Here is a 21,811-nt window from a genome sequence, read left to right on the forward strand (position 1 = left end):
GTATTCATATTGTAATATTTGGTACTGTGGTGGATACTTGCTCTTGTTCTTCCTATTGGTTATAATTAAACCCTCCACTATAACACCAGACTTTTAATTGATGATATGATGTTTAGCAAAATGGAGGTGATTTATTCTTGAATGTTTATAAAACATCAGAAGTTGCGCATATAATCGGCATACACCCAAATACAGTTCGACTTTATGAAAAACTTGGGCTGATACCCAAAGCCAAGCGGCAGGCAAATAGCTATCGGGTATTTACCGATTTTCATATTGAACAATTCAAACTCGCAAGAACTGCTTTGCAAGTGGAAGTACTGCAAAATGGTTTGCGGAAAAAAGCCATTGATATTATTAAAACATCGGCGATCGGAGACTTTGATAAAGCCATTTGTCTTACCAAGGATTATTTGCTTCATATTCAAAAAGAGCGAAGTAATGCGGAGGAAGCTATAGTAATTGCAAAGCAATTACTGACTGGTAATAAGGAAGAAGATCTAAAAGTATGTTTTAAACGAAAAGAAACTGCTGATTACCTGCAAATTTCAATGGATACATTGAGAAATTGGGAAATGAATGGGCTATTGACTGTCAAGAGAAAAGAAAATGGCTATCGGGTATATACTGGTGCTGATATTAGATGTTTGAAAATTATTCGTTCCTTACGCTGCGCAAATTACTCTCTTTCGGCTATTCTTCGGATGTTAGGTGCTTTATCTCATAATCCGCAAGCAGATATACGAAAAGCCATAGACACTCCGAAAGAAGATGATAATATTATTTCTGTATGTGATAAGTTGCTAACGTCTCTGCTATACGCCGAGCAAAATGCTCAAGAGATGCAATTGCATATTGAAAAGATGAAAAAACAATTTAATTCAAACCCTCCACTATAACACCAGACTTTTATCTGGTGTTATTCTTTTTATACAAGTTAAAAGAATAGGAGGATTTCAAAGCATGGAAACAACAATTAAAGTAGAAAAATTATGCAAGTCATACACTGGTATTCAAGCAATTGAAGATGTAGATATTGCAGTTGCTCGTGGTGAAGTGTTCGGCTTGTTAGGTGCTAATGGTGCAGGGAAAACTACTACCATTGAGTGTATTTTAGGCACCAAAAAGCAAGACAGTGGAACTGTATCGATTCTAGGGATGAATCCACAAGCAGACCGCAAAAAGTTATTTGAGAAGGTCGGTGTGCAATTTCAAGAAGCAAATTACCAAGACAAGATAACGGTGGACGAGCTGTGTCAAGTTATACAGTCTCTTTACAAAGCTCCATCAAATTATGAGAACTTACTAAAGCAATTTGGACTTATGGAAAAACACAAAAGTCCAGTGAGTGAACTTTCCGGTGGTCAAAAACAACGACTGTTTATCATCCTTGCTTTAATCCCTAATCCCGAAGTCGTGTTTTTGGATGAACTGACAACAGGGCTTGATGCAAAAGCAAGACGAGATGTATGGAAATGCCTTTCTGAACTGAAAAGCAAAGGGATGACAATCCTTTTGACTTCTCATTTTATGGATGAAGTCGAAGCCTTGTGTGATAGGATTTGCATTCTCAAAAAAGGGCAAATGATATTCAATGGAACCGTACAGGAAGCAATTGCATCCAGCTCCTGTGAAAAATTTGAGGATGCTTATCTTTGGTTCACAGAGGAGGAAAATAGAAATGAAAGCATTTAGAACAATGTTAAAAAACGAATTGAAACTATCTATACGTGGAATGGATATGTTCATTTTTGCAATTTGTATGCCTATTGTAGTGATGTTCATTCTCGGTATCATCTACGGAAGCAAACCAGCCTTTGACGGTGCAAAATACACTTTTTTAGAGCAATCCTTTGGAGCAGTAGCAACTATCGCTGTATGTGCTGGTGGTGTAATGGGGCTTCCATTGGTTATATCTGACTACAGAAACAAAAAAATTTTGAAACGATTTAAGGTAACACCTATAAGCCCCGCCATGATTTTGGCGGTACAAGTTGCGATATATGCCCTCTATTCTATTGTTTCACTTATTCTTGTTTATGCTACAGCAACAATTTTCTTTGGCTATCAGTTAGATGGTTCGTGGCTCCAATTTTTATGTGCCTATTTCTTGGTGATGCTATCTATGTTCAGCATTGGCATGATGGTGGGAGGAGTCGCACCGAATGTAAAAACAGCGGGTATCATAACAAGTATATTATATTTTCCAATGCTCATTTTCTCGGGCGCTACGTTGCCTTACGAAATTATGCCAACAACACTTCAAAAAGTGGCTGATTTTCTACCATTGACACAGGGAATAAAACTTCTTAAAGCCGCTTCGCTTGGCTTGCCAATTGATAGCGTTATGGCCTCGGTTATCGTGATGATTGCACTTGCAGTAGTTTGCATAAGCGCTTCCATTCGACTTTTTAGATGGGAGTAGTTTATCTTATCCTTTTATTGCGAAATTATATGAACTGCCTAGCGGTAAATAAAAAAACTATCATCTGGCAGATGATTTTTTGCAGGAAAATAGGAAAACATAGTGAAATAGCGGTTTTGAACTATCAAAGCCGCCGTTTTTCCTTATGGAAGAATTGCTAATGATAGACCGTATTTTTTAATTAGTAGGAATATATTATGGAACAAATTTATAACCTATTCCCCAAACTGTTATAATATGTTTTGGATATTTAGGATCCTCCTCAATTTTTCTTCTCAGCTGATGTATATATACCATAATTGCATTATCATCTATAATAGTATCGCTCCAAATATTTTCATAAAGCTGTTCTTTAGTAAAAACCTGTTGAGGGCTTTCCATAAAGAATTTAATTAATAGATTTTCCTTATAGGATAAATCTATTAATTTTTCATTTTTATAGAATTTATAGGTTTTTAAATCAAATTTAAATGGGCCTTCAACAATGAAGCTTGATGAGATTCTTTTATCTTCAATATATTGTTGATAGCTTCTTATTTGTGCTTTTACATGGGCACATAAAATAGCAGGACTAAAGGGTTTTGTTATATAATTAACTGCACCAAGACCTAATCCTAAAATTTTATCATAATCTTCGCTTCTTCCGCTTACAAATATAATCGGTGTTTTAACTCCTAAACTTTTAATTTTTCCGATTAACTCAAATCCATCTTGGTCTCCTAACATAACATCTAAAATAATTAAATCAAATACATTGTTTTTTAAATGAATAAGTGCTTCTTCAGCACATGATGCTTCTTCGATTGAGTAATTTTCAAGTAGTAAGCTTTTCCTAATTAGTTTTCGTATATATTCTTCATCGTCTACAATAAGAACCTTTTCATTTGCCATAAAAATCCTCCTCAGGATTGCTTTACAAGATAATAATGGATACATTTAACAGATTAGAAATCAGAATAGAAGATATTAAAAAAATCAATTAGCTATATTAATCTGCTATAATATAAATATAACAAAATTCGTCTATAACTTCAATAATTCGACATTTCAATAGGAGGATTACTATGAGAATTGATGGTTCCTTCAGGAAAATACTATCAATAATACTTGTATTTATTATGTTATTAACTATGATAATTATAGTAGGATATAATAATTTTACTCATCATAAGAATACAGTTATTAAGCAACAACAGGAACATTTACTCACAATAGCAAAGTCTATTTCTAGAAGTCTTGATGTATTCATTAATTATAAAACCAATAGTTTATCTGTATTAGCTAAAGAACCAATTATTATAAAAGCATTGAAGATGGATGAAGGAGGAGAAGTCTATTATCGCCATGAAGAAGTTTTAGAAACTTTTTTTGAAAAATATAAAGATGAAATGGAAAGGGTATTATTATTTAATAATAAAGGAAAGTTGATTTACCAATATCCAGTTACGAATTCAACTAAAGTGAAAGTTATAGCAGATTCTAACATAAGTAGAGTTTTGAATAGTAAGAAGATATTTATAAGTAAAGAGTATTTATCTAGCTCTAATCAATACTCAATTGATATATTGAAGCCAGTTATAAACAATAATGAAGTTATAGGGGTTTTGGTTAATACTATTAACTTAAATAAAATGTATAACAGTTTGATTCACCCGATAAAGCCTGGAAAAAGAGGTTATGCAATGGTAAAAAATATGGGTGGTTTTATTATAATGCACCCAGTAACAGATCAAATAGGTATAGAAGCTATAAAAGTGAGAAAGAAAATGTTCCCACAAGATGATTGGACAGAACTTGAGGAATTAACCCGTAGGCAGGTGGAAGAAGGGGAAGGTTATTTTGCTTATCATTCTAAATGGTGGCAAGATGCAGAGGAAGAACTTACGAAAAAAATAAATGCGTATACGAGATTTAGAAAAGGCGAGATTTCTTGGATTATATCTGTCCAAATGGACTATAAAGAAATAGAGGCACCTATTAAAGGAACACTAATCAATATATCCTTAATATCCTTAATTATTGTAGTTATTTTAATTAGTGGGCTTTATATAATTTTCAAAATGGATAAAAAAAGAAAAGCACTGGAAATTGAAGCTAAATATTTAAAAGAATTAAATAAAGCATGGGAAGAATTAATTAAAAGTGAAGCAAGATTAAGACATTCTCAAAAACGTGAAATCATTGGTACATTAACTAGTGGAGTAGCTCACGAATTTAATAATCTACTGTCTCCTATGCTAGGCTATTCGGAAATTCTACTACAAAGTATTGATGATAATAACACTATGTATGAAGATATATTGGAAATAAACAAAAGTGCTTTAAGGGCCAAGGAGCTAATAGGACAAATTTTAGCATTTAGTAGAGAGGAGACTGTAGTTCCTAAGTTTAAATATTTAGAAGCAAATTATGTTGTAAAGGAAAGTATAAAGCTTATTAAATCAATTTTACCAAATAGCATTAAAATTGTAGAGAATATTAATAGCAATCAACTGATTTTTGGAAACTCAACACAATTACAACAAGTTTTGCTTAATTTATACACAAATTCATATCATTCTATGAGAAGTGAAGATGGAGTATTAGAGGTTAATACTGAAGATATATATATTAGCCATGAAGAGTGGGAAAAACTTAATTTACCGAATGGAAATTATGTAAAAATTCAGGTTAAAGATAATGGTGCTGGCATGAATGAGGAAACATTAGAACAAATATTTGATTACTATTTTACTACAAAGGAAACAGGGAAGGGTACAGGATTAGGGCTACCAGTCGTACGCAATATTGTAGAAAATCATAAGGGTAGAATTTTTGTAAAAAGTCAAGTAGATGTAGGAACAAGTGTTGATATATATTTACCTTCTGTTGAAGAAAATTATAGGGAAGATCTTAATGAATTTTAAGAATTACTAAGAATTGCTTAAGATTTGTATATTATACTTTATCTTAAAGTTAGTTAAATATCAAACTTAAAATAAGGGAGGATAAATATGAACAAAATTAAAAAATCACTAGCTGTAATACTAACTTTAATATTAGTATTTTCGCTAGCTGCTTGTCAGTCAAAAGACACTAATGATAAAACAGGTAAAGAACCTATAAACAGTGTAGTTGTAGGTGAGGGAAGGGGTAAAGGTGGCCCAGTTAAACTAGAGGTTACTTTTGAAAACTCTGAAATTAAAGGTATTAAGGTTGTAGAAAATAAAGAGTCAGATTATACTAAACCAGTTATTGCAGATCTAACTAAACAAATTATTGATACAAACTCTACAGATGTCGATATTGTTTCAGGTGCTACATTAACTAGCCACGCTATAATAAATGCTGTAAAGGACGCTATAAAAAAAGCAGGAGTTACTTTAACTGCTAAAGATGTAACCAAAGAAGCTGAAAAAGCAGAGGATATTTCAACTGATATAGTTATTATTGGAGCAGGTGGTGCAGGGCTTTCAGCAGCTATAGAGGCAACTAATCAAGGTGCCAAAGTAGTAGTTGTAGAAAAAAATGCTTTTATGGGTGGAAACACAAACTATGCAACTGGTGGAATGAATGCAGCTGGTACAAAGTATCAAGAAACTAAAGGTATACAGGATAGCCCAGAGTTGTATTTTAAAGATACAATGAAGGGTGGACACGATAAAAATGATCCAGCACTGTTAAAGGTTTTAACTGAAAAATCAGCAGAAACCATATATTGGCTTGAAGAATTAGGAGCAAAATTATCTGAAATTGGAAGATCGGGTGGACAAAGTGTAGACAGGATTCATAAAGGTCCAGAAGGTATGCCTATAGGAACTCACCTTATGGATGTATTTGCTGACCAGATAGAAAAACTTAACATTGATGTTAGATTAAATACAAAGGCAGTAGAAATTCTTGCAGAAGGCAATAAGGCAACAGGTATAAAAGTAGAAAATAAAGATGGAAATGCTTACAATATAAATGCTAAGGCAGTAATACTTGCATCTGGCGGATTTGGTGCTAACCCAGAGTTAGTAACAAAATATAAACCAGAATTAGAAGGCTTTGGAACAACTAACCAACCAGGAGCAACAGGAGATGCTCTTGCTATGGTAGAAAAGTTGGATGTAGCTTTAACAGACATAAAAGAAATTCAAACTCACCCTACAGTAGTTCCTAAAATAAATGAAATGATAACTGAAGGTGTAAGAGGAGACGGTGCTATCTTAGTAAATAGAGATAGTAAAAGATTTATAAATGAACTTGAAACTAGGGACGTAGTATCTAAAGCTATATTATCTCAAGAAGGTAATACTGCGTTTTTACTCTTTGACCAACAAGTAGTAGAAGAGGCGAGTGCTATTCAAAAGTATAAGGATGCTGGATTATTAACAGAGGCTGCTTCCTTAAAAGAGCTAGGTGAAAAACTTAAAATAGATGCTGAAGCCCTTGAAAAAACTGTAAACACATATAATGAGTATTATAGAAATAAGGAAGATAAGGAATTTGGAAGAAGGCTAATGAATGTAGAGCTTACAAAAACACCATTTTATGCAGTAGAAATAGCTCCAGCTATTCACCATACTATGGGAGGAGTTAGAATAAACACTAACACTGAGGTAATTAACAACTCAGGAAATGTGGTAGAAGGTCTATATGCTGCTGGAGAAGTTACAGGAGGAGTACATGGTGGCAATAGAATTGGTGGTAATGCGGTATCAGATATAACTGTATTTGGAAGAATAGCAGGAAAAAATGCTGCAGAAGCTGTAAAAGGTAAATAACACGCAATAAATAATAAATATTAAGAAGGACAAGGAGTATTAGATGAAAATTATCTATATTCCTTGTCTTTTCTTATATTTTTAGATTTAGCCAAGACTTTTTTAGTATAAACTAGAGAAGATTTGTGAGGAAAACTCTTTATTTAATTATTTTTTTAAAAATTATTTACTTAAGATGTTCTTACTCTTTTATAAAAATTTTTGTAACCTCTGCTATGTATAATGTATGATGATCAGAATCGGGATAACATTTTTCGTTAATTTTTTGATCGATAAAGGACTCAGGCTTATACTCCTGTGCGAAAAGCTTTTTGCATAAAACAACTTTAGTTGCTTCTTCAAAATATGGAATACTATCTTCATGAATAACTGTAAGGTTTGATTTTTGGATTTTATCTTCATCTCTACCAGAGGTTGTGCCAAGGTAACTTAGCATTTTTCTACTGCTATCATCAAAAAAGCTTAATGAAAAGGTTGCTGAGTTATCTACAAACTCCTTTGTATATCGCTGAGGACGTATAACGATATAAGCAACATTTTTTCCCCACATTACACCAAAACCGCCCCAGGAAGCAGTCATGGTATTTACCTTTCCAGCCTTTTCAGCTGTAATTAGCATCCAATCCTTACCTATAAGTTTAAAAGGACTTTCGTTAAACTCTTCAGGTTTTACTTCGATGAATTTAGACATAATATAATCTCCTTTCAAATCAATTTAATTTTTTATCTTTCTATAAAAATATATACTTACTTTTCTTATGTAAAATTATTATCAATAATAAGCTGATATGCATTAATGTGAATAGTTTTCGATAAAAGTAAGATAATCTTCATATAGAGCCTAAGTCATTTGACAGGATATTCAAGATTTTATCAGGTGGCTTTTAGTAGTAGTTGATTACATAGGTATATAAGAGAGGATAAACAGGTATTTAAAGATTATACATATTTTAGTATATTACATAATTTTTGATATATGGATTAACCTATAGATTAACATTTGTTTTCTCATTTCTATACTGATTAGGTGAGAGTCCTACATAATTTTTAAATGCCCTACTAAAATAATGCTGACTATTATATCCCACCATATATGATATTTCATTAATGGTGTATACCTTACCCTTATCCATTAATAGGTTAATAGCCATACTAATTCTCAACTTATTAAGATAATCAGTAAAGGTTAGTCCTGTTTTTTGCTTAATAACTCTAGTGAGATAAGATTCACTAATATGATACTTTTCAGCCACTAAATTTAAAGATAAATAATTTTTTGAGAAGTTTTCTTTTATATAATTAATTGCTAAATTTCCCACATCTTCAGATCCAGCTCTGTTAGTTACCCCATCTTTTAATATACTTGTTTCCCATATTCTATTAGAATAAGACTCTACAGCCTTTGTTATGATGTTTTTAAAAGAACGATAATCAATAGGCTTTAACAAATAACTAAACACTCCCAGCTCTAAGGCTTTTTGAGCATACTCGAATTGATCATATCCTGATATAATAATAATCTTAGAGTCCTTATCTAACTCTCGAGCTCTTTCTATTACCTTAAGTCCGTTTATAAATGGCATATTAATATCCATTAAAATAATCTCTGGACGGTATTCTTCAATTACTTCAATGGCTTCCTTACCATCTTCTACAGTTGCCACAACGTGTAAATCAAGGTGGTAGGATTCTATTAAGCTTTTTAATCCATTGCGTATTGTTACTTCATCATCTGCGATAACTACCCTAAACATTCAAATCCCTCACCTATCATAGGTATTTTTAACAAAACTGTAGTGCCTACCTGTAGCTCGCTTTCTATAGTTATGCTATATTTTTCACCAAAAGCAAGCTTTAAACGTTCATTTACGTTGTATAATCCATAGTGATCTGATTCAATCGACTCATGAAGGTTTTTGGAAATTTCCACAAGATGCTTTTTATCTATGCCTAAACCATTATCTATCACTTCTATAAAAATACAATTTTCTTTTGCAAACACATTTATATCTATAATACCTGGCTGTTTTCTAAGTTTTAAGCCATGATATATAGAGTTTTCTACTAAAGGTTGAATAAGTAATTTGGGAACTAGATTTTCCTCTATTGAAAAATCCACATTAATATTATAGTTTATTTTATCCTTATACCTTATCTTTTGGATTTCAAGATAATTTCGTACATGTTCTATTTCATCGGAAATTGTTATAAATTCCTTGCCAGAACTTAATGAAATTCTAAAAAAGCGAGATAAAGAGTTAATCATATCTGCAATCTCAAATGCATTGTATTCTAAAGCCTTCCACTGCAATGTGTCTAATGTGTTATAGAGGAAATGAGGATTTATTTGGGACTGTAGTGCCCTAAGCTCAGCATTTCTTTTCTGAGATTGCACTTGAAACACCTGTTCAATTAGATTTTCTATTTCATTTAGCATTTGATTAAAAACTTGGCCTATAACAGAAACCTCATCATTGTTGTCTATTTCATAATAGGAGCGTAGATTACCCTTAGAAACCTCTATCATATTATGTTTTAATACTTGTAAAGGTTTTCCTATTGAGCTTGAAATAATAATAGCAAGAAAAATAGCTACTATAAGCAAAATTACTCCTATTAAAATTACAAAATTTGTAATACTGTTGGTCTGTGCATGAATCATGCTATTTTCAACTAGAGTACATAAAATCCAGTCTTCTGTATAAGGAATCGAAGAAAAAAACACTGTAGAGTCATTGTTAGATAGATTTTTTAGTGAAGCTGTACCTGATTTATTTTCTTGAAAATTATTGATTATTATATTTAATCCATCTGAAGAAATATACTTTTTCTTTAGTTCTCCTGCATCTATTGAATAAATATCCTTATTTTTATTCATTATCCAAGTGAAACCATTGTAGATGTCTATATTACCGGCTATTTTAGAAAATTTTTCTAAGTTGATTGATCCATTTATAAAACCTATCTTTTTGTTACTCTCATTTATTATAGGATAACATATTATAAAAATTAGTTTACTGTCGGATTTTGAAACTACAGGATTGCTTATAACATATTCAGATTTTGTAGCCATAGCTCTTCTAAAGTATTCACGGCTAGATACGTCAATAGTCATTTCATCATTTATCCATCCCTGGCCATCTATACCTCCTATTGCAAATGTTTCATATGGATTTCCATATTGATTTCTTAGAACCTTATTTAACTGTGTCACATAGGGTTTTAACTCATAGAAATCAAGATTTTTAGTAGATGGATTTTCATGTATAATTCTAATTTCGCTAATACGTTGATTTAGCCAAGAGCCTATTTCGTTTGCTTTAGAATCAATGAGCTGAGTAGTCTGATGTTCTAGTTCTTTCATTCTTAAGTTCTTGACCCTTGTTTGCAGTATAAACAAAAGAGGTGATAAGGTTAAAACGATGATTAAAATAAAAGATGTAGTTATTTTTGAACGCAATGACATTTTTTTCACCTTTTCAGAAGAATTTACCTCATTAATTCTATTATATATCATTTAGTTATTTTTTTAAATATTGTACCTTAAAGTGCAAAAACAAGAAATTTGGTGTAAATACAAATTTAGCATAGGGTGTTAAACTTATATCAAAAGCGTTAAAGCATTAACAATAAAATAGGAGGGATTAAATTGAAAAAGCTTTTAATTATTCTATTAGCTATTATTATGGCAATAAGTGTCGTAGGTTGTAATAATGAAGGTAAAGAAATAGTTGGTAATGAGGCTACAGTAATTAAAAATGGTACTTATAAAGGGGTAGGCAATGGAAAAGGCGGTGAAATATCTGTTGAAGTAACAATTGAAGATGATATGATTAAAGATATTAAGGTTTTAGGTCAAAACGAAACATCAGGATTTGACACAGCAATGGATACTTTAACAGAAAATATTATTGCAAAAAACAGTGTTGATGTTGATACTGTATCTGGATGTACTTTAACTTCTAAGGGTTTTCTTGAAGCGATTAATTCAGCTTTAGCGGCAGCAAATGCAACCCCAGATATGCTTAAGAAGGTAGAAGGGGCAGCTAAAAATGTAGCAAAAGAAGATGTTACAGAAACCCACGATATAGTTGTAATAGGTGCTGGTGGAGCAGGACTTGCAGCTGCCATAGAGGCTAAAGCCGCTGGAGCAGATGTTATTGTTTTAGAAAAAATGCCCCTAGCTGGCGGTAATACACTTATATCAGGTGCAGAATATGCTGCTTCTAACAACTGGTTACAGGAGAAAGAAGGAATTAAGGATAGTGTAGAGCAACATATTGAAGATACTCTAAAGGGTGGAGATAATATAAACAATCCGGAACTGGTGAGAGTTGTTGCAGAAAATGCCCTAGAGGGTGCTATATGGCTTAGAGATGAAGTTGGAGTTGTATGGGAAGATGAGTTAATGCAATTTGGTGGTCATACAGCTAAAAGAAGTTTAGTTCCCCTAGGAGCAAGTGGTAAGGAAATAATAACTAAACAATTAAAAAAAGCTAAAGAAATGAATATACCTATTCTTCTAAATACTAAAGCAACTGTTTTAATTACGGATACAAATGGCAAAGTTATAGGGGTAGAGGCAGAAGGTGAAGATAAAAATTATACTTTTAACACTAATAAGGCAGTAATAGTAGCCTCAGGAGGATTTGGATCTAACGTAGAGATGAGAGTAAAGTATAACCCAGATATTGATAACGCTATACTTTCCACCAACACAACTGGTAGTACCGGAGATGGTATCGTTATGGCGGAAAATATTGGTGCGGATTTAGTTGGCATGGAACATATTCAGACATATCCTATATGTGACCCATTAACAGGAACTCTACTTTATTTTGATGATGCAAGATTATATGGACATACAGTGATTGTAAATAAAGAAGGAAAAAGATTTGTTGAGGAGCTTGGAAGACGTGATGTTATGTCAATGGGAATAAAAGCCCAAACAGGTAGTGTTTGTTATGAATTACTTGATCAAAATGGATTTGATGCTAGTAAGCTACAAGAGAATCATGGTCCTGAACTAGATTACCTTTTCAAAAACAATCTACTTGTTAAAGCAGATACTTTAGAAGAAGCAGCAGCATTCTTTGAAATAGATGCAAAAGAATTAAAAGCAACAGTTAATAAATATAATAGCTATGTTAAAGATGGTAAAGATCCTGAGTTTAATAAACGTATGTTACCATCTACAGTGGATACTGCACCTTTCTATATTTTAAAAGCAGCTCCAGCTGTTCATCACACAATGGGTGGTATTAAAATAAATACAAATGCTCAAGTAATAAATAAAGATGGTAAAGTTATAGAAGGTCTATATGCAGCAGGAGAGGTTACAGGAGGAATTCATGGTACAAATAGATTAGGTAGCAATGCTCTTGCCGATATTATAGTATTTGGTAGAGTTGCAGGACAAAATGCAGCTAAATAATATAGCTATAAATAGAATACTCAAAGAATAAAGGAATGTTTTATAAAACATTCCTTTATTCTTTTTTATATTAAGATAGGTTGTTGAATAATTAAATTTTTCTGAGTATAAGTTTCACTAACATAAATCAATTCTTATTTATTCCAAGGAAACTTATTGCACTTAATCCCTTGTTCTTTATCTAGCAATTTTTCAATTAAATATAATAGTATAGTCCACATTACATGAGACTTATATTTGTTAAAACCATATAATCTTGGATTTTATAACTCATAACGCATTTTTAAAATACTAAATAATCGTTCAATAGAAAGTCTTTTTTTATAGATTTTTTCTCCAATAGGAGATTGTAGATAAAGTAAATTATTTATCCTATACTCATTTTTAATCGAACTATATGACTTAGCTTTACGAAGGTTTATATCAGTTATCAAGTTAATGGATATTTCATCATATATCTTAAATAATTTTATACTATCATAAGCTGCATCTCTAAGTAAGATGAAGATGTCATAACTATATAATCTTTTAACTAGTTGTTCACAATTACTATCATATACATTAGCTGTTTTAAATTCTAAAGCTAAAGGCACTAAATCAGTAGAAGTAACTAAATGTAGCTTATATCCTTTATACCAGCCTAAACGAGTTGACTTTCCCGTTTTAGCTTGTGAATCAAATCTAGAACTACGTAAAGCAGTTGAGTCTATTTCTAGGTAATTGTTTTGTGTGCGCTTAACATGATACTAGAAATTGGACGACTTTTTTAGTAGTAATTTTAGTTATTCAACAACCTAAATTATTTTTAAAAAGCGCTAATATTAAATTACAATATATTGCAATTTTTTATTTTAATGTATCTCTTTTTAAGAAAATAAAAACCACTTAACAAAAGTTAAGTGGTTAAAGTAGTATATAATTATTTATTCAAAACTCCAATTGCTAATTGTCCATCTTCTGAGTAATCAACTGTGAAGTAAATATCACTATCTTCTTTTGAAAATTCAAGATATTCTTTATTTGTGTCAATATTAATCTCATGTTTTTCCGCTTCTTGTAGTTTTTCATTTGGAATTTTATCATAAAAATCTTTAAACTCATAAGAATACGAATCAATATCTGAATAAAAGCTTCCAATCATTGCTTTTGCTTGAAGAATAATATCTTCTTTACTCATTTCATTATAGTTTTCATCCCAGTTATATCTGCCAAAATGATGAAATTCACCTGTTACATTATCAATATCAAATACAAATTTAAGACCATCTTTTTCTAATTGAATTGAACTCCAATTCATTGTTTCATAATCTACTCTTCCTTCACCTGCATTAATACGTGTAATATCAAATTCTTTTAATTCGGGGAAAGCTGTATAAACTTTGTTTAAAGCTGTTTGTTGAACAGAAGTAAGGTTAGAACTATCTGGAAGATATTCTGACAATTTCATATCAACATTTTCCTCTTGAATAGTTACTGTTTTAAACGCTTCAATAACATGTGGTGCTGCAAGTGCTCCTACAGGAAGTATTACTGCTACTGCTATTGCTAAAGTTGCGGTACTTAACATAAATCTATTTTTCTTTTTCATAAATCTTTGCTCTCCTTTTCTAATAACATTATTTATATACAAATTTCGTGTTTTAAAATATGCTTGCTCAGGACACTCTATGCTATCAGCATAGTTTGACAATTGTTCTTTTAATTTTCTTTCAATATCCATTCTTTATCTTTGCGACCTCCATCCACATTATTTATTAAATCTATCCGCCTTTTTAACTGCTTCAAAGCTGAGTGATGTCTTGACTTTACAGTTCCCAAAGGTATTTCTAATATATCTGCAATCTCTTGCAATGAATAATCATAACAGTATCTTAAAACTATTACTACTTTTAGTTTATCTGATAAATTACCAATTAATTCCATTGCTTCGCTTTCTAATTCGGAGTGAATAATGTTTGGCTCATAACTCATATCCTCTCTGCTTAGCATTGAACATTGTTTTTCAAAAATCCGAAAAACACGCCATTTTTTTCTTTTAAAGTTACTAATTTGACGAATAGTTATTCCATGAAGCCATGCTCGAAAAGGTTTATCTAAATTATAATTATTAATTGAACTCCACAACTGAACATAAACTTCATTCATAATATCCTCTCTATCCATGTGATTATAAACAGTCATTGAAATTAACCTATAAGCATCACTACTGGTTTCATTATAAATAAAGTCAAAAGATTCGATTGAGCCATCTCTCATCTCTTTTATATGCTTATAAAGCTCGTAGTCTTTCTCTTTTGACTGGTCTGACAATATTTTTTCCTCCTCTCTAAGCATTTAAATTGAAAATTTGTTTTGTAAGCTGCTTACATAATGTATTGGTTCAATTTATATAAAAGGTTCACTTTTTATAGATTTTTTCTCCAATAAGAGATTGTAGATAAAGTAAATTATTTATCCTATACTCATTTTTAATCGAACTATATGACTTAGCTTTACGAAGGTTTATATCAGTTATCAAGTTAATGGATATTTCATCATATATCTTAAATAATTTTATACTATCATAAGCTGCATCTCTAAGTAAGATGAAGATGTCATAACTATATAATCTTTTAACTAGTTGTTCACAATTACTATCATATACATTAGCTGTTTTAAATTCTAAAGCTAAAGGCACTAAATCAGTAGAAGTAACTAAATGTAGCTTATATCCTTTATACCAGCCTAAACGAGTTGACTTTCCCGTTTTAGCTTGTGAATCAAATCTAGAACTACGTAAAGCAGTTGAGTCTATTTCTAGGTAATTGTTTTGTGTGCGCTTAACATGATACTAGAAATTGGACGACTTTTTTAGTGGTAATTTTAGTTATTCAACAACCTATAAGAATATAAACTGTAGATGCATTATCATCGATAAAAGGACAAATATTAACCTTATTAGTCAATTTCTTCGCATAATATTGGCATTGTGGAGAATATTAACAGTAGTGAGTTTGTGCTTGGAAACTTAATACATATATAACAATTATTAATTAAAATGATTTGGCTAGTAAAATATCAAACTGAAAGTGAGGATTAAAAAGATGAGAAAAATTAAAAAATCCCTAGCTGTAATACTAACTCTAATATTAGTGTTTTCTATAGCAGCTTGTCAGCCAAAAGAAGCCAAAGATGAAATAGCTCAGAAACCTGTGAATGGTACATTTGTAGGTGAAGGTAGAGGTAGGGGGGGGCCACTTAAACTAGAGGTTACTCTTGAAAACTCTGAAATTAAAAATATTAAAGTTTTAGAAAGTAAAGAATCAAACTATACTAAGTCAGTTATTGTCGACTTAACTAAGCAAATAGTAGATACAAACTCTACAAAAGTTGATATTGTTTCAGGTGCTACATTAACTAGCCATGCAATAATTAATGCTGTAAAAGATGCTGTAAAAAAGGCAGATGTTACTTTAACCGCAAAAGAAGTAACTAAAAAGCCTGTGAAGGCAGAAGATGCTTCAACTGATATAGTTATTATTGGAGCAGGTGGTGCAGGGCTTTCAGCAGCTATAGAGGCAACTAATCAAGGAGTGAAAGTAATAGTTGTAGAAAAAAATGGATTTATGGGTGGAAACACAAACTATGCAACTGCTGGAATGAACGCTGCATATACAAAATATCAAGAAGAGAAGGGTATAAAAGATAGCCCAGAGCTATTTTTTGAAGATACAATGAAGGGTGGGCACGAAAAAAACAATCCAGAGCTGGTAAAGGTTTTAACTGGGGAATCAGCAGAAACCATATATTGGCTTGAAGATTTAGGAGCGAAACTATCTGAAATTGGAGCAACTGGTGGACAAAGTGCAGATAGAACTCATAAAGGTCCAGAAGGAATGGCTATAGGACCACATCTTATGGATGTATTTACTAAGCAAGTAGAAAACCTTGGCATTGAAGTCAGATTAAATACAAAGGCAGTAGATATTCTTTCGGAAGATAATAAGGCAACTGGTGTAAAAGTAGATAATAAGGATGGAAATACTTACAATATAAATGCTAAGGCTGTAATAATTGCAACTGGTGGATTTGGTGCTAATGCAGAGCTAGTAACAAAATACAAACCTGAACTAGAAGGATTTGGAACAACTAACCAACCGGGAGCAACAGGTGATGCCCTTGTTATTACAGAGAAATTAGATGTAGATTTAGTAGATATAAAAGAGATTCAAACTCACCCTACAGTAGTTCCTAAAATAAATGAGCTGATAACTGAAGGAGTAAGAGGAGATGGTGCTATTTTAGTAAACAGGGAGGGTAAAAGATTTATAGATGAGCTTGAAACTAGGGATACAGTATCTAAAGCTATATTATCTCAAGATGGTAAAACAGCATTTTTAGTATTTGACCAACAAGTAGTAGATAAAACTAGTGCTATTAAAAAGTATAAAGATGCTGGATTATTAACAGAGGCTAGTTCGATAAAAGAGTTAGCTGAAAAGCTTAAAATAGATGTTAATGGACTCGAAGAAACAGTAAACACTTATAATGAGTATGTTAAAAAGAAGGAAGACCCAGAGTTTGATAGAAGAACATTACCTCTAGAGATTACAAAAGCATCATTTTATGGAGTCGAAGTAGCGCCAGCTATACACCATACTATGGGAGGAATAAAAATAAACAATAATACTGAAGTTATTAATAAATCGGGAAATATTATTGAAGGCCTGTATGCCGCTGGAGAGGTTACAGGCGGAGTGCATGGTGGTAATCGAATTGGAGGAAATGCGATAACGGATATAACTGTATTTGGAAGAACTGCGGGAAAAAATGCTGCAACTGCTGTGAAAAATAAATAATAATAAAGAAAAAGACAATGAATAGGGGCTATAGATTACCCATATTCATTGTTTTTTTATATGCTAAATCTTAGTATGTAAAGTTGAAATTTAAAATATGCTTTATTTAATTACTTACTTCTTTCATATTGCACAGGCCATTTAATATCATCACGAACTTCTTTAGCTGCATGTAAAGGCCAGTAAGGATTTCGAAGAAGCTCTCTGCCTAAGAATACTAAATCTGATCTGTTATTTCTTAAAATTTCCTCTGCCATAAGTGGATTTGTAATTAAACCACCAGCAATTGTAGGTAAACCAGTTTCTTTTTTTATCACTTCGGCAAAAGGAACTTGATAGCCTGGATATGCCTTGATTTCAGCAGGAACTACTGCACCAGAACTTACATTAACAATATCAACTTCGTATTCTTTAAGTAAATTGATAATATTAGCTAAATCTTCAGGATGATTTCCATTAGTCACATAATCTTCTGCAGAAACTCTTAGAATAATAGGTAGTTTCTTAGGCCATACCTCTCGTACACTTTGAAGAATTTCTTTTAAGAATCTTGCTCTGTTTTCTAAGCTACCTCCGTATTTATCGGTTCGATGATTAGATAAAGGAGATAAAAACTCATTGATTAAATATCCGTGGGCTCCATGAATTTCAATTGTATCAAAACCTGCTTCTAAGGAACGTCTTGCACCCATTTTAAACGATTCAATTATATTCTGTATTTCATCTTGTGTAAGTTCAATCGGAGTTTTATAGTCTTCACTAAAGGGAATAGCACTGGGAGCTACAATATTTTCTGAAGCTACACTACACTTTCTTCCTGCATGGGCCAGCTGAATACCCACCTTGGCACCATATTTTTTACATTCTTCTACAATTCTTTTTAGCCCATTTATATGCTCATCTTTCCAAATTCCTAAATCATTGGCAGAAATTCGCCCTCTAGGTTCTACCGCAGTAGCTTCAAGAATAATAAGTCCTACTCCGCCAATGGCTCTACTAGCGTAATGTATTATATGCCAATTATCCACATTACCATCCTCATCTGCACTATATTGGCACATTGGAGCCATTACAATTCGATTTTTAATCTCTAGATTTTTCAATGTAAAAGAACTAAATAATATAGACATAAAATTCTCTCCTTTCTTATATTATATGATTATACCCTTTATTTAACATTATATAGTATTGAACTATCTTACATGATATTCATTTTAAAATAAGATAAATAATAAGGAGGTTTCCACTTGTGCCGATTACTTTAAGGTTCAAATTTTAGGTAAACTCCAATTACTCAACAACTTGCCATTAATAAAATGTAGCAAGTAAAATGAACTATTTTGTTAGTTATTTAGATATAAAGAAGAGTAGTTTGAATTGACTGAAAAATTCCATCATGATAATATTAACATGAAAAGATATGAATTTTTTTAAATACAAGACTAAAAAACAGATAATAATTTATAGGTGAAAGGGATGATTTGCTTGGACTTATGTGAAGAACAGTTACATAATTCGAAGAAAAAGGCTACTGTATACTTGGTAATATCCGCACTATTATGGAGCCTCGGTGGTGTTTTTATTAAGCTAATTGATTGGAATCCCATTGCAATAGCCAGTATGAGAAGTGCAATTTCTGCGGCATTTATATGGATAGTCATTAAGAAACCAAAAATCAATTGGTCGAAGGCACAGATATTTGGTGCACTTTCATATGCTACGACAGTAATTACCTTCGTTGTAGCTAATAAAATGACTACTGGGGCAAATGCCATATTGCTTCAATATACTGCACCAATTTATGTAGCTTTATTTGGTGTATTTTTTGTTAAAGAACGAACTACTAAGGTTGATTGGCTTACAATTACCGCTGTTTTTATTGGAATGATTCTTTTTTTTATAGGTGACTTAGATACTAGAAATATGTGGGGAAATTTTTGGGCAATTATTAGTGGTATTAGTTTTGCGGGTGTAGCTTTAGCCTTAAGAATGCAAAAGGATGCCTCACCATTAGAGTCTGTTTTATTAGGTAATATCTTAACTGCTATTATAGGTATTCCATTTATGTTTGAGTCTATGCCTACTACTCTTAGTTGGGTTGGCTTATTACTTATGGGGACAATTCAACTAGGACTTCCATATATTATATATGCAAAAGCCATTAAGTCTGTTTCCGCATTAGAGGCTACATTAATTCCAGTTATAGAACCCATTATGAATCCTATTTGGATATTTTTGATTGTGGGAGAAGTTCCAGGGAAATGGGCCCTTGTAGGAGGTATTATTGTGCTTGGTGCAGTTACAGCCAGATCTTTATTTACTATTAATTATATTAAAAAACATGCTGTAGAAGAATCCTAATAGAATACATTGATTATTAAAAAATAAGGTATGGATGTTTAATTAAACATCCATACCTTATTTAAAATATTGCTTAAAAAAGATGACAATTGCTTATTTTTTATTTTTTGATTGAGATTCTTTATTTTGATCAGAAATGAGCTTTCGATTATTTAGCATATCTTCATTATCAATTGCACCAACTTCACCAGCAATTTCATAGTTTAGTGCTTTAAAAAAGTTTTTATCGACTGTACTTTTAGTTTGTTTTTCTTTCATAATTATCACCTCATATCTATTTTTTGCGGAATCTACTCTAAAATACAAGGTAATTTGAGGAATCGTACTTTGTATATCTGATACAAAATGAGCAATTTTTTTAGATAATTTAAAAGGATGATTATATACTAATTGATAAAATTTTTTTGTAATTAAACCTTGTAAATCCTTAAAATGTTTTAATGAATATAAAATGACATGTCAAGATGATTTTATAATAGGATAAAGTCTTTATAAAACTCTAGTTTCATCTTGTAATATAGCTATGATATAATAATTGCCAAGATGTAAAATATGCTAAAGACTTATAAATATAGAAATAAGGATAGGTTTGATTATAATTTATTTTAAAGAAAAAAATAAAGATAAGAAAGGGGCACATGTTGAAATGAATTCAAAAAATATTAACGGAACAAATTTTATATTTGACAACTGTGATACAGTAGAGCTTGCACAAACCTTTGGGACACCTTTATATGTGATTTCAGAGGATAGAATTAAAAGTAAATGTGAAGATATTAGAAAAAACTTTTTAATGAAATATCCAAATACAAAGGCAGCATATGCCAGTAAGGCATTTTTAACCATGGCTATGTGTAAAATTATAGATCGTGAGGGACTCGGACTTGATGTTGTTTCAGGTGGAGAACTTTACACTGCTATAAAGGCAAATTTTCCTATGGAAAGAATAATGTTTCATGGAAGTAATAAATCCTATGAGGAATTGGCTCTAGCGGTGACCCATAACATTGGGAGGATTATTGTAGATAATGTATATGAGTTAGAAATGTTAGAGCGCATTGCAAAGGAACAAGGTAAAAAGGTGGCAATCCTTTTTAGAATCACTCCAGGGGTAGGAGGAAATACTCATGAGTATATTACTACAGGACAAAAGGATTCTAAGTTTGGTATTCCACTAGAGAAAGAAATTATTGAATATGCAGTTAGGAAATCAATGGACTCATCTAACATCCATCTAAAAGGATTTCACTTTCATGTAGGTTCTCAGTTATTTGAAATTAGTTCACATATACTAGCTATACAGGTTGTATTAGATCTTATGAAAAATTTAAAAGAAGAACTTGGTTTTATTACAGAGGAATTAAATACTGGAGGAGGCTTCGGAATTCAATATACAGATGAAGATGAGGCAACAAAATCCGTACCTTTTTTTATTGATCCTATTATGGAAACTATAAAAGAAGGATGTAACGAAGCAAACTTGGACATGCCTATGATTATTATAGAGCCTGGTAGATGGATTGTGGGAGAGGCTGGAATAACCCTGTATACACTTGGAGCGATTAAAGAAATACCAAATGTAAGAACCTATGCAAGTGTTGATGGGGGACTTCCAGATAATCCAAGACCTGCTTTATACAAGGCAAAATATGATGCAATTGTAGCGAATAAAGCTAATCAAAAAGCGGAAGAGGTTGTTACAATAGCGGGTAAATGCTGTGAAACAGGTGATATTTTAATTTGGGATTTAAAGGTACCAAAAGTTACATCTGGAGATATTTTAGCAGTTTTAAATACAGGAGCGTATAATTATTCAATGGCAAGCAATTATAATAAGCTACCAAGACCTGCTGTAGTATTAGTCAGCCAAGGAGATGCCCAGCTTATAGTAGAAAGAGAAAAATATGAACATTTATTAGATAGGGAGGTAATTCCTGAGCATTTGGATAATATTCAAAGCACAAAATTAACATTCGGAGCATAAGTATTTATTAGGGCTATTTAT

The 21,811-nt window shown here is 31.8% G+C and carries 18 protein-coding genes and 1 pseudogene; 9 read left to right on the plus strand and 10 right to left on the minus strand.

Annotation, left to right across the window (positions count from 1 at the left end):
* The first annotated feature begins 137 nt into the window (after positions 1 to 137).
* The 3 genes from KQI88_RS07245 (at position 138) to KQI88_RS07255 (ending at position 2,425) form a co-directional block, all read left to right on the plus strand.
* Entirely contained in the window at positions 138 to 899 is a 762-nt protein-coding gene (locus tag KQI88_RS07245; RefSeq protein ID WP_216415746.1) for a MerR family transcriptional regulator, read from the plus strand.
* A gap of 64 nt (positions 900 to 963) precedes the next feature.
* Positions 964 to 1,695, plus strand: a complete 732-nt coding sequence (locus KQI88_RS07250; RefSeq protein WP_216415748.1) for an ABC transporter ATP-binding protein — start codon at positions 964 to 966, stop codon at positions 1,693 to 1,695.
* A complete protein-coding gene (locus KQI88_RS07255; protein ID WP_216415750.1) occupies positions 1,682 to 2,425 on the plus strand; it encodes an ABC transporter permease in 744 nt (247 codons plus the stop codon). The genes KQI88_RS07250 and KQI88_RS07255 overlap by 14 nt, the downstream gene beginning before the upstream one ends.
* A 195-nt stretch (positions 2,426 to 2,620) precedes the next feature.
* On the opposite strand, the gene KQI88_RS07260 is transcribed toward KQI88_RS07255, so the two are convergent.
* Positions 2,621 to 3,316 (minus strand): response regulator transcription factor, encoded by a 696-nt coding sequence (locus tag KQI88_RS07260; RefSeq protein ID WP_216415752.1) that lies wholly within the window; start codon positions 3,314 to 3,316, stop codon positions 2,621 to 2,623.
* A 173-nt stretch (positions 3,317 to 3,489) separates the two neighbouring features.
* On the opposite strand from KQI88_RS07260, the gene KQI88_RS07265 reads away from it, so the two are divergent.
* Both KQI88_RS07265 and KQI88_RS07270 read left to right on the plus strand, forming a co-directional pair.
* Positions 3,490 to 5,331 (plus strand): sensor histidine kinase, encoded by a 1,842-nt coding sequence (locus tag KQI88_RS07265; protein ID WP_216415754.1) that lies wholly within the window; start codon positions 3,490 to 3,492, stop codon positions 5,329 to 5,331.
* An 87-nt stretch (positions 5,332 to 5,418) separates the two neighbouring features.
* Positions 5,419 to 7,173, plus strand: coding sequence for a flavocytochrome c (locus KQI88_RS07270; protein WP_216415756.1), 1,755 nt, complete (start codon positions 5,419 to 5,421; stop codon positions 7,171 to 7,173).
* A gap of 181 nt (positions 7,174 to 7,354) precedes the next feature.
* Here the strand turns inward: KQI88_RS07270 and KQI88_RS07275 are convergent, their stop codons facing one another.
* The 3 genes from KQI88_RS07275 to KQI88_RS07285 all read right to left on the minus strand — a co-directional run bounded on the left by KQI88_RS07275 (position 7,355) and on the right by KQI88_RS07285 (position 10,639).
* Entirely contained in the window at positions 7,355 to 7,864 is a 510-nt protein-coding gene (locus tag KQI88_RS07275; protein WP_216415758.1) for a flavin reductase, read from the minus strand.
* 295 nt (positions 7,865 to 8,159) lie between these two features.
* The gene (locus KQI88_RS07280) at positions 8,160 to 8,927 is read right to left on the minus strand and encodes a response regulator transcription factor (protein WP_216415760.1); all 768 of its coding nucleotides are present in this window, start codon (positions 8,925 to 8,927) and stop codon (positions 8,160 to 8,162) included.
* Entirely contained in the window at positions 8,915 to 10,639 is a 1,725-nt protein-coding gene (locus KQI88_RS07285; protein ID WP_216415762.1) for a sensor histidine kinase, read from the minus strand. Before KQI88_RS07285 ends, KQI88_RS07280 begins: the two co-directional genes overlap by 13 nt.
* A 183-nt stretch (positions 10,640 to 10,822) precedes the next feature.
* Between KQI88_RS07285 and KQI88_RS07290 the strand changes: the two genes are divergently transcribed.
* Positions 10,823 to 12,607 (plus strand): flavocytochrome c, encoded by a 1,785-nt coding sequence (locus KQI88_RS07290; RefSeq protein ID WP_216415764.1) that lies wholly within the window; start codon positions 10,823 to 10,825, stop codon positions 12,605 to 12,607.
* A 134-nt stretch (positions 12,608 to 12,741) separates the two neighbouring features.
* Here KQI88_RS07290 and KQI88_RS07295 read toward each other — a convergent pair.
* From KQI88_RS07295 to KQI88_RS18665, 4 genes and pseudogenes are all read right to left on the minus strand, one after another.
* Positions 12,742 to 13,317: pseudogene (locus KQI88_RS07295) on the minus strand (transposase); the annotation flags it as partial.
* 209 nt (positions 13,318 to 13,526) lie between these two features.
* Positions 13,527 to 14,327, minus strand: coding sequence for a hypothetical protein (locus KQI88_RS07300; protein WP_216415767.1), 801 nt, complete (start codon positions 14,325 to 14,327; stop codon positions 13,527 to 13,529).
* On the minus strand, positions 14,306 to 14,917 hold the full coding sequence (locus KQI88_RS07305) for a sigma-70 family RNA polymerase sigma factor (RefSeq protein WP_216415769.1): 612 nt from the start codon (positions 14,915 to 14,917) through the stop codon (positions 14,306 to 14,308). The genes KQI88_RS07300 and KQI88_RS07305 overlap by 22 nt, the downstream gene beginning before the upstream one ends.
* Before the next feature lie 88 nt (positions 14,918 to 15,005).
* A complete protein-coding gene (locus tag KQI88_RS18665) occupies positions 15,006 to 15,401 on the minus strand; it encodes a transposase (RefSeq protein ID WP_216415940.1) in 396 nt (131 codons plus the stop codon).
* Between the two features lie 289 nt (positions 15,402 to 15,690).
* On the opposite strand from KQI88_RS18665, the gene KQI88_RS07315 reads away from it, so the two are divergent.
* Positions 15,691 to 17,445, plus strand: coding sequence for a flavocytochrome c (locus KQI88_RS07315; RefSeq protein ID WP_216415771.1), 1,755 nt, complete (start codon positions 15,691 to 15,693; stop codon positions 17,443 to 17,445).
* Between the two features lie 110 nt (positions 17,446 to 17,555).
* On the opposite strand, the gene namA is transcribed toward KQI88_RS07315, so the two are convergent.
* The gene (namA, locus tag KQI88_RS07320; RefSeq protein WP_216415773.1) at positions 17,556 to 18,575 is read right to left on the minus strand and encodes an NADPH dehydrogenase NamA; all 1,020 of its coding nucleotides are present in this window, start codon (positions 18,573 to 18,575) and stop codon (positions 17,556 to 17,558) included.
* A 355-nt stretch (positions 18,576 to 18,930) separates the two neighbouring features.
* On the opposite strand from namA, the gene KQI88_RS07325 reads away from it, so the two are divergent.
* Complete coding sequence (locus tag KQI88_RS07325; protein ID WP_246579172.1) at positions 18,931 to 19,806, plus strand: DMT family transporter; 876 nt, start codon at positions 18,931 to 18,933, stop codon at positions 19,804 to 19,806.
* A gap of 93 nt (positions 19,807 to 19,899) precedes the next feature.
* Here KQI88_RS07325 and KQI88_RS07330 read toward each other — a convergent pair whose 3' ends face one another.
* Complete coding sequence (locus tag KQI88_RS07330) at positions 19,900 to 20,064, minus strand: hypothetical protein (RefSeq protein ID WP_216415777.1); 165 nt, start codon at positions 20,062 to 20,064, stop codon at positions 19,900 to 19,902.
* A gap of 388 nt (positions 20,065 to 20,452) precedes the next feature.
* On the opposite strand from KQI88_RS07330, the gene lysA reads away from it, so the two are divergent.
* The gene (gene lysA, locus KQI88_RS07335; protein WP_216415780.1) at positions 20,453 to 21,790 is read left to right on the plus strand and encodes a diaminopimelate decarboxylase; all 1,338 of its coding nucleotides are present in this window, start codon (positions 20,453 to 20,455) and stop codon (positions 21,788 to 21,790) included.
* The last annotated feature ends 21 nt before the right edge of the window (positions 21,791 to 21,811 follow it).

The organism is Alkaliphilus flagellatus, assembly GCF_018919215.1.
Lineage (GTDB): Bacteria > Bacillota > Clostridia > Peptostreptococcales > Natronincolaceae > Alkaliphilus_B > Alkaliphilus_B flagellatus.

Coding starts and splice junctions, on each gene's coding strand:
- KQI88_RS07250 (WP_216415748.1), top strand. CDS start 964: ATGGAAACAACAATTAAAGTAGAAAAATTATGCAAGTCATACACTGGT.
- KQI88_RS07255 (WP_216415750.1), top strand. CDS start 1,682: ATGAAAGCATTTAGAACAATGTTAAAAAACGAATTGAAACTATCTATA.
- KQI88_RS07260 (WP_216415752.1), bottom strand. CDS start 3,316: ATGGCAAATGAAAAGGTTCTTATTGTAGACGATGAAGAATATATACGA.
- KQI88_RS07265 (WP_216415754.1), top strand. CDS start 3,490: ATGAGAATTGATGGTTCCTTCAGGAAAATACTATCAATAATACTTGTA.
- KQI88_RS07270 (WP_216415756.1), top strand. CDS start 5,419: ATGAACAAAATTAAAAAATCACTAGCTGTAATACTAACTTTAATATTA.
- KQI88_RS07275 (WP_216415758.1), bottom strand. CDS start 7,864: ATGTCTAAATTCATCGAAGTAAAACCTGAAGAGTTTAACGAAAGTCCT.
- KQI88_RS07280 (WP_216415760.1), bottom strand. CDS start 8,927: ATGTTTAGGGTAGTTATCGCAGATGATGAAGTAACAATACGCAATGGA.
- KQI88_RS07285 (WP_216415762.1), bottom strand. CDS start 10,639: ATGTCATTGCGTTCAAAAATAACTACATCTTTTATTTTAATCATCGTT.
- KQI88_RS07300 (WP_216415767.1), bottom strand. CDS start 14,327: ATGGATATTGAAAGAAAATTAAAAGAACAATTGTCAAACTATGCTGAT.
- KQI88_RS07315 (WP_216415771.1), top strand. CDS start 15,691: ATGAGAAAAATTAAAAAATCCCTAGCTGTAATACTAACTCTAATATTA.
- namA (WP_216415773.1), bottom strand. CDS start 18,575: ATGTCTATATTATTTAGTTCTTTTACATTGAAAAATCTAGAGATTAAA.
- KQI88_RS07330 (WP_216415777.1), bottom strand. CDS start 20,064: ATGAAAGAAAAACAAACTAAAAGTACAGTCGATAAAAACTTTTTTAAA.
- lysA (WP_216415780.1), top strand. CDS start 20,453: ATGAATTCAAAAAATATTAACGGAACAAATTTTATATTTGACAACTGT.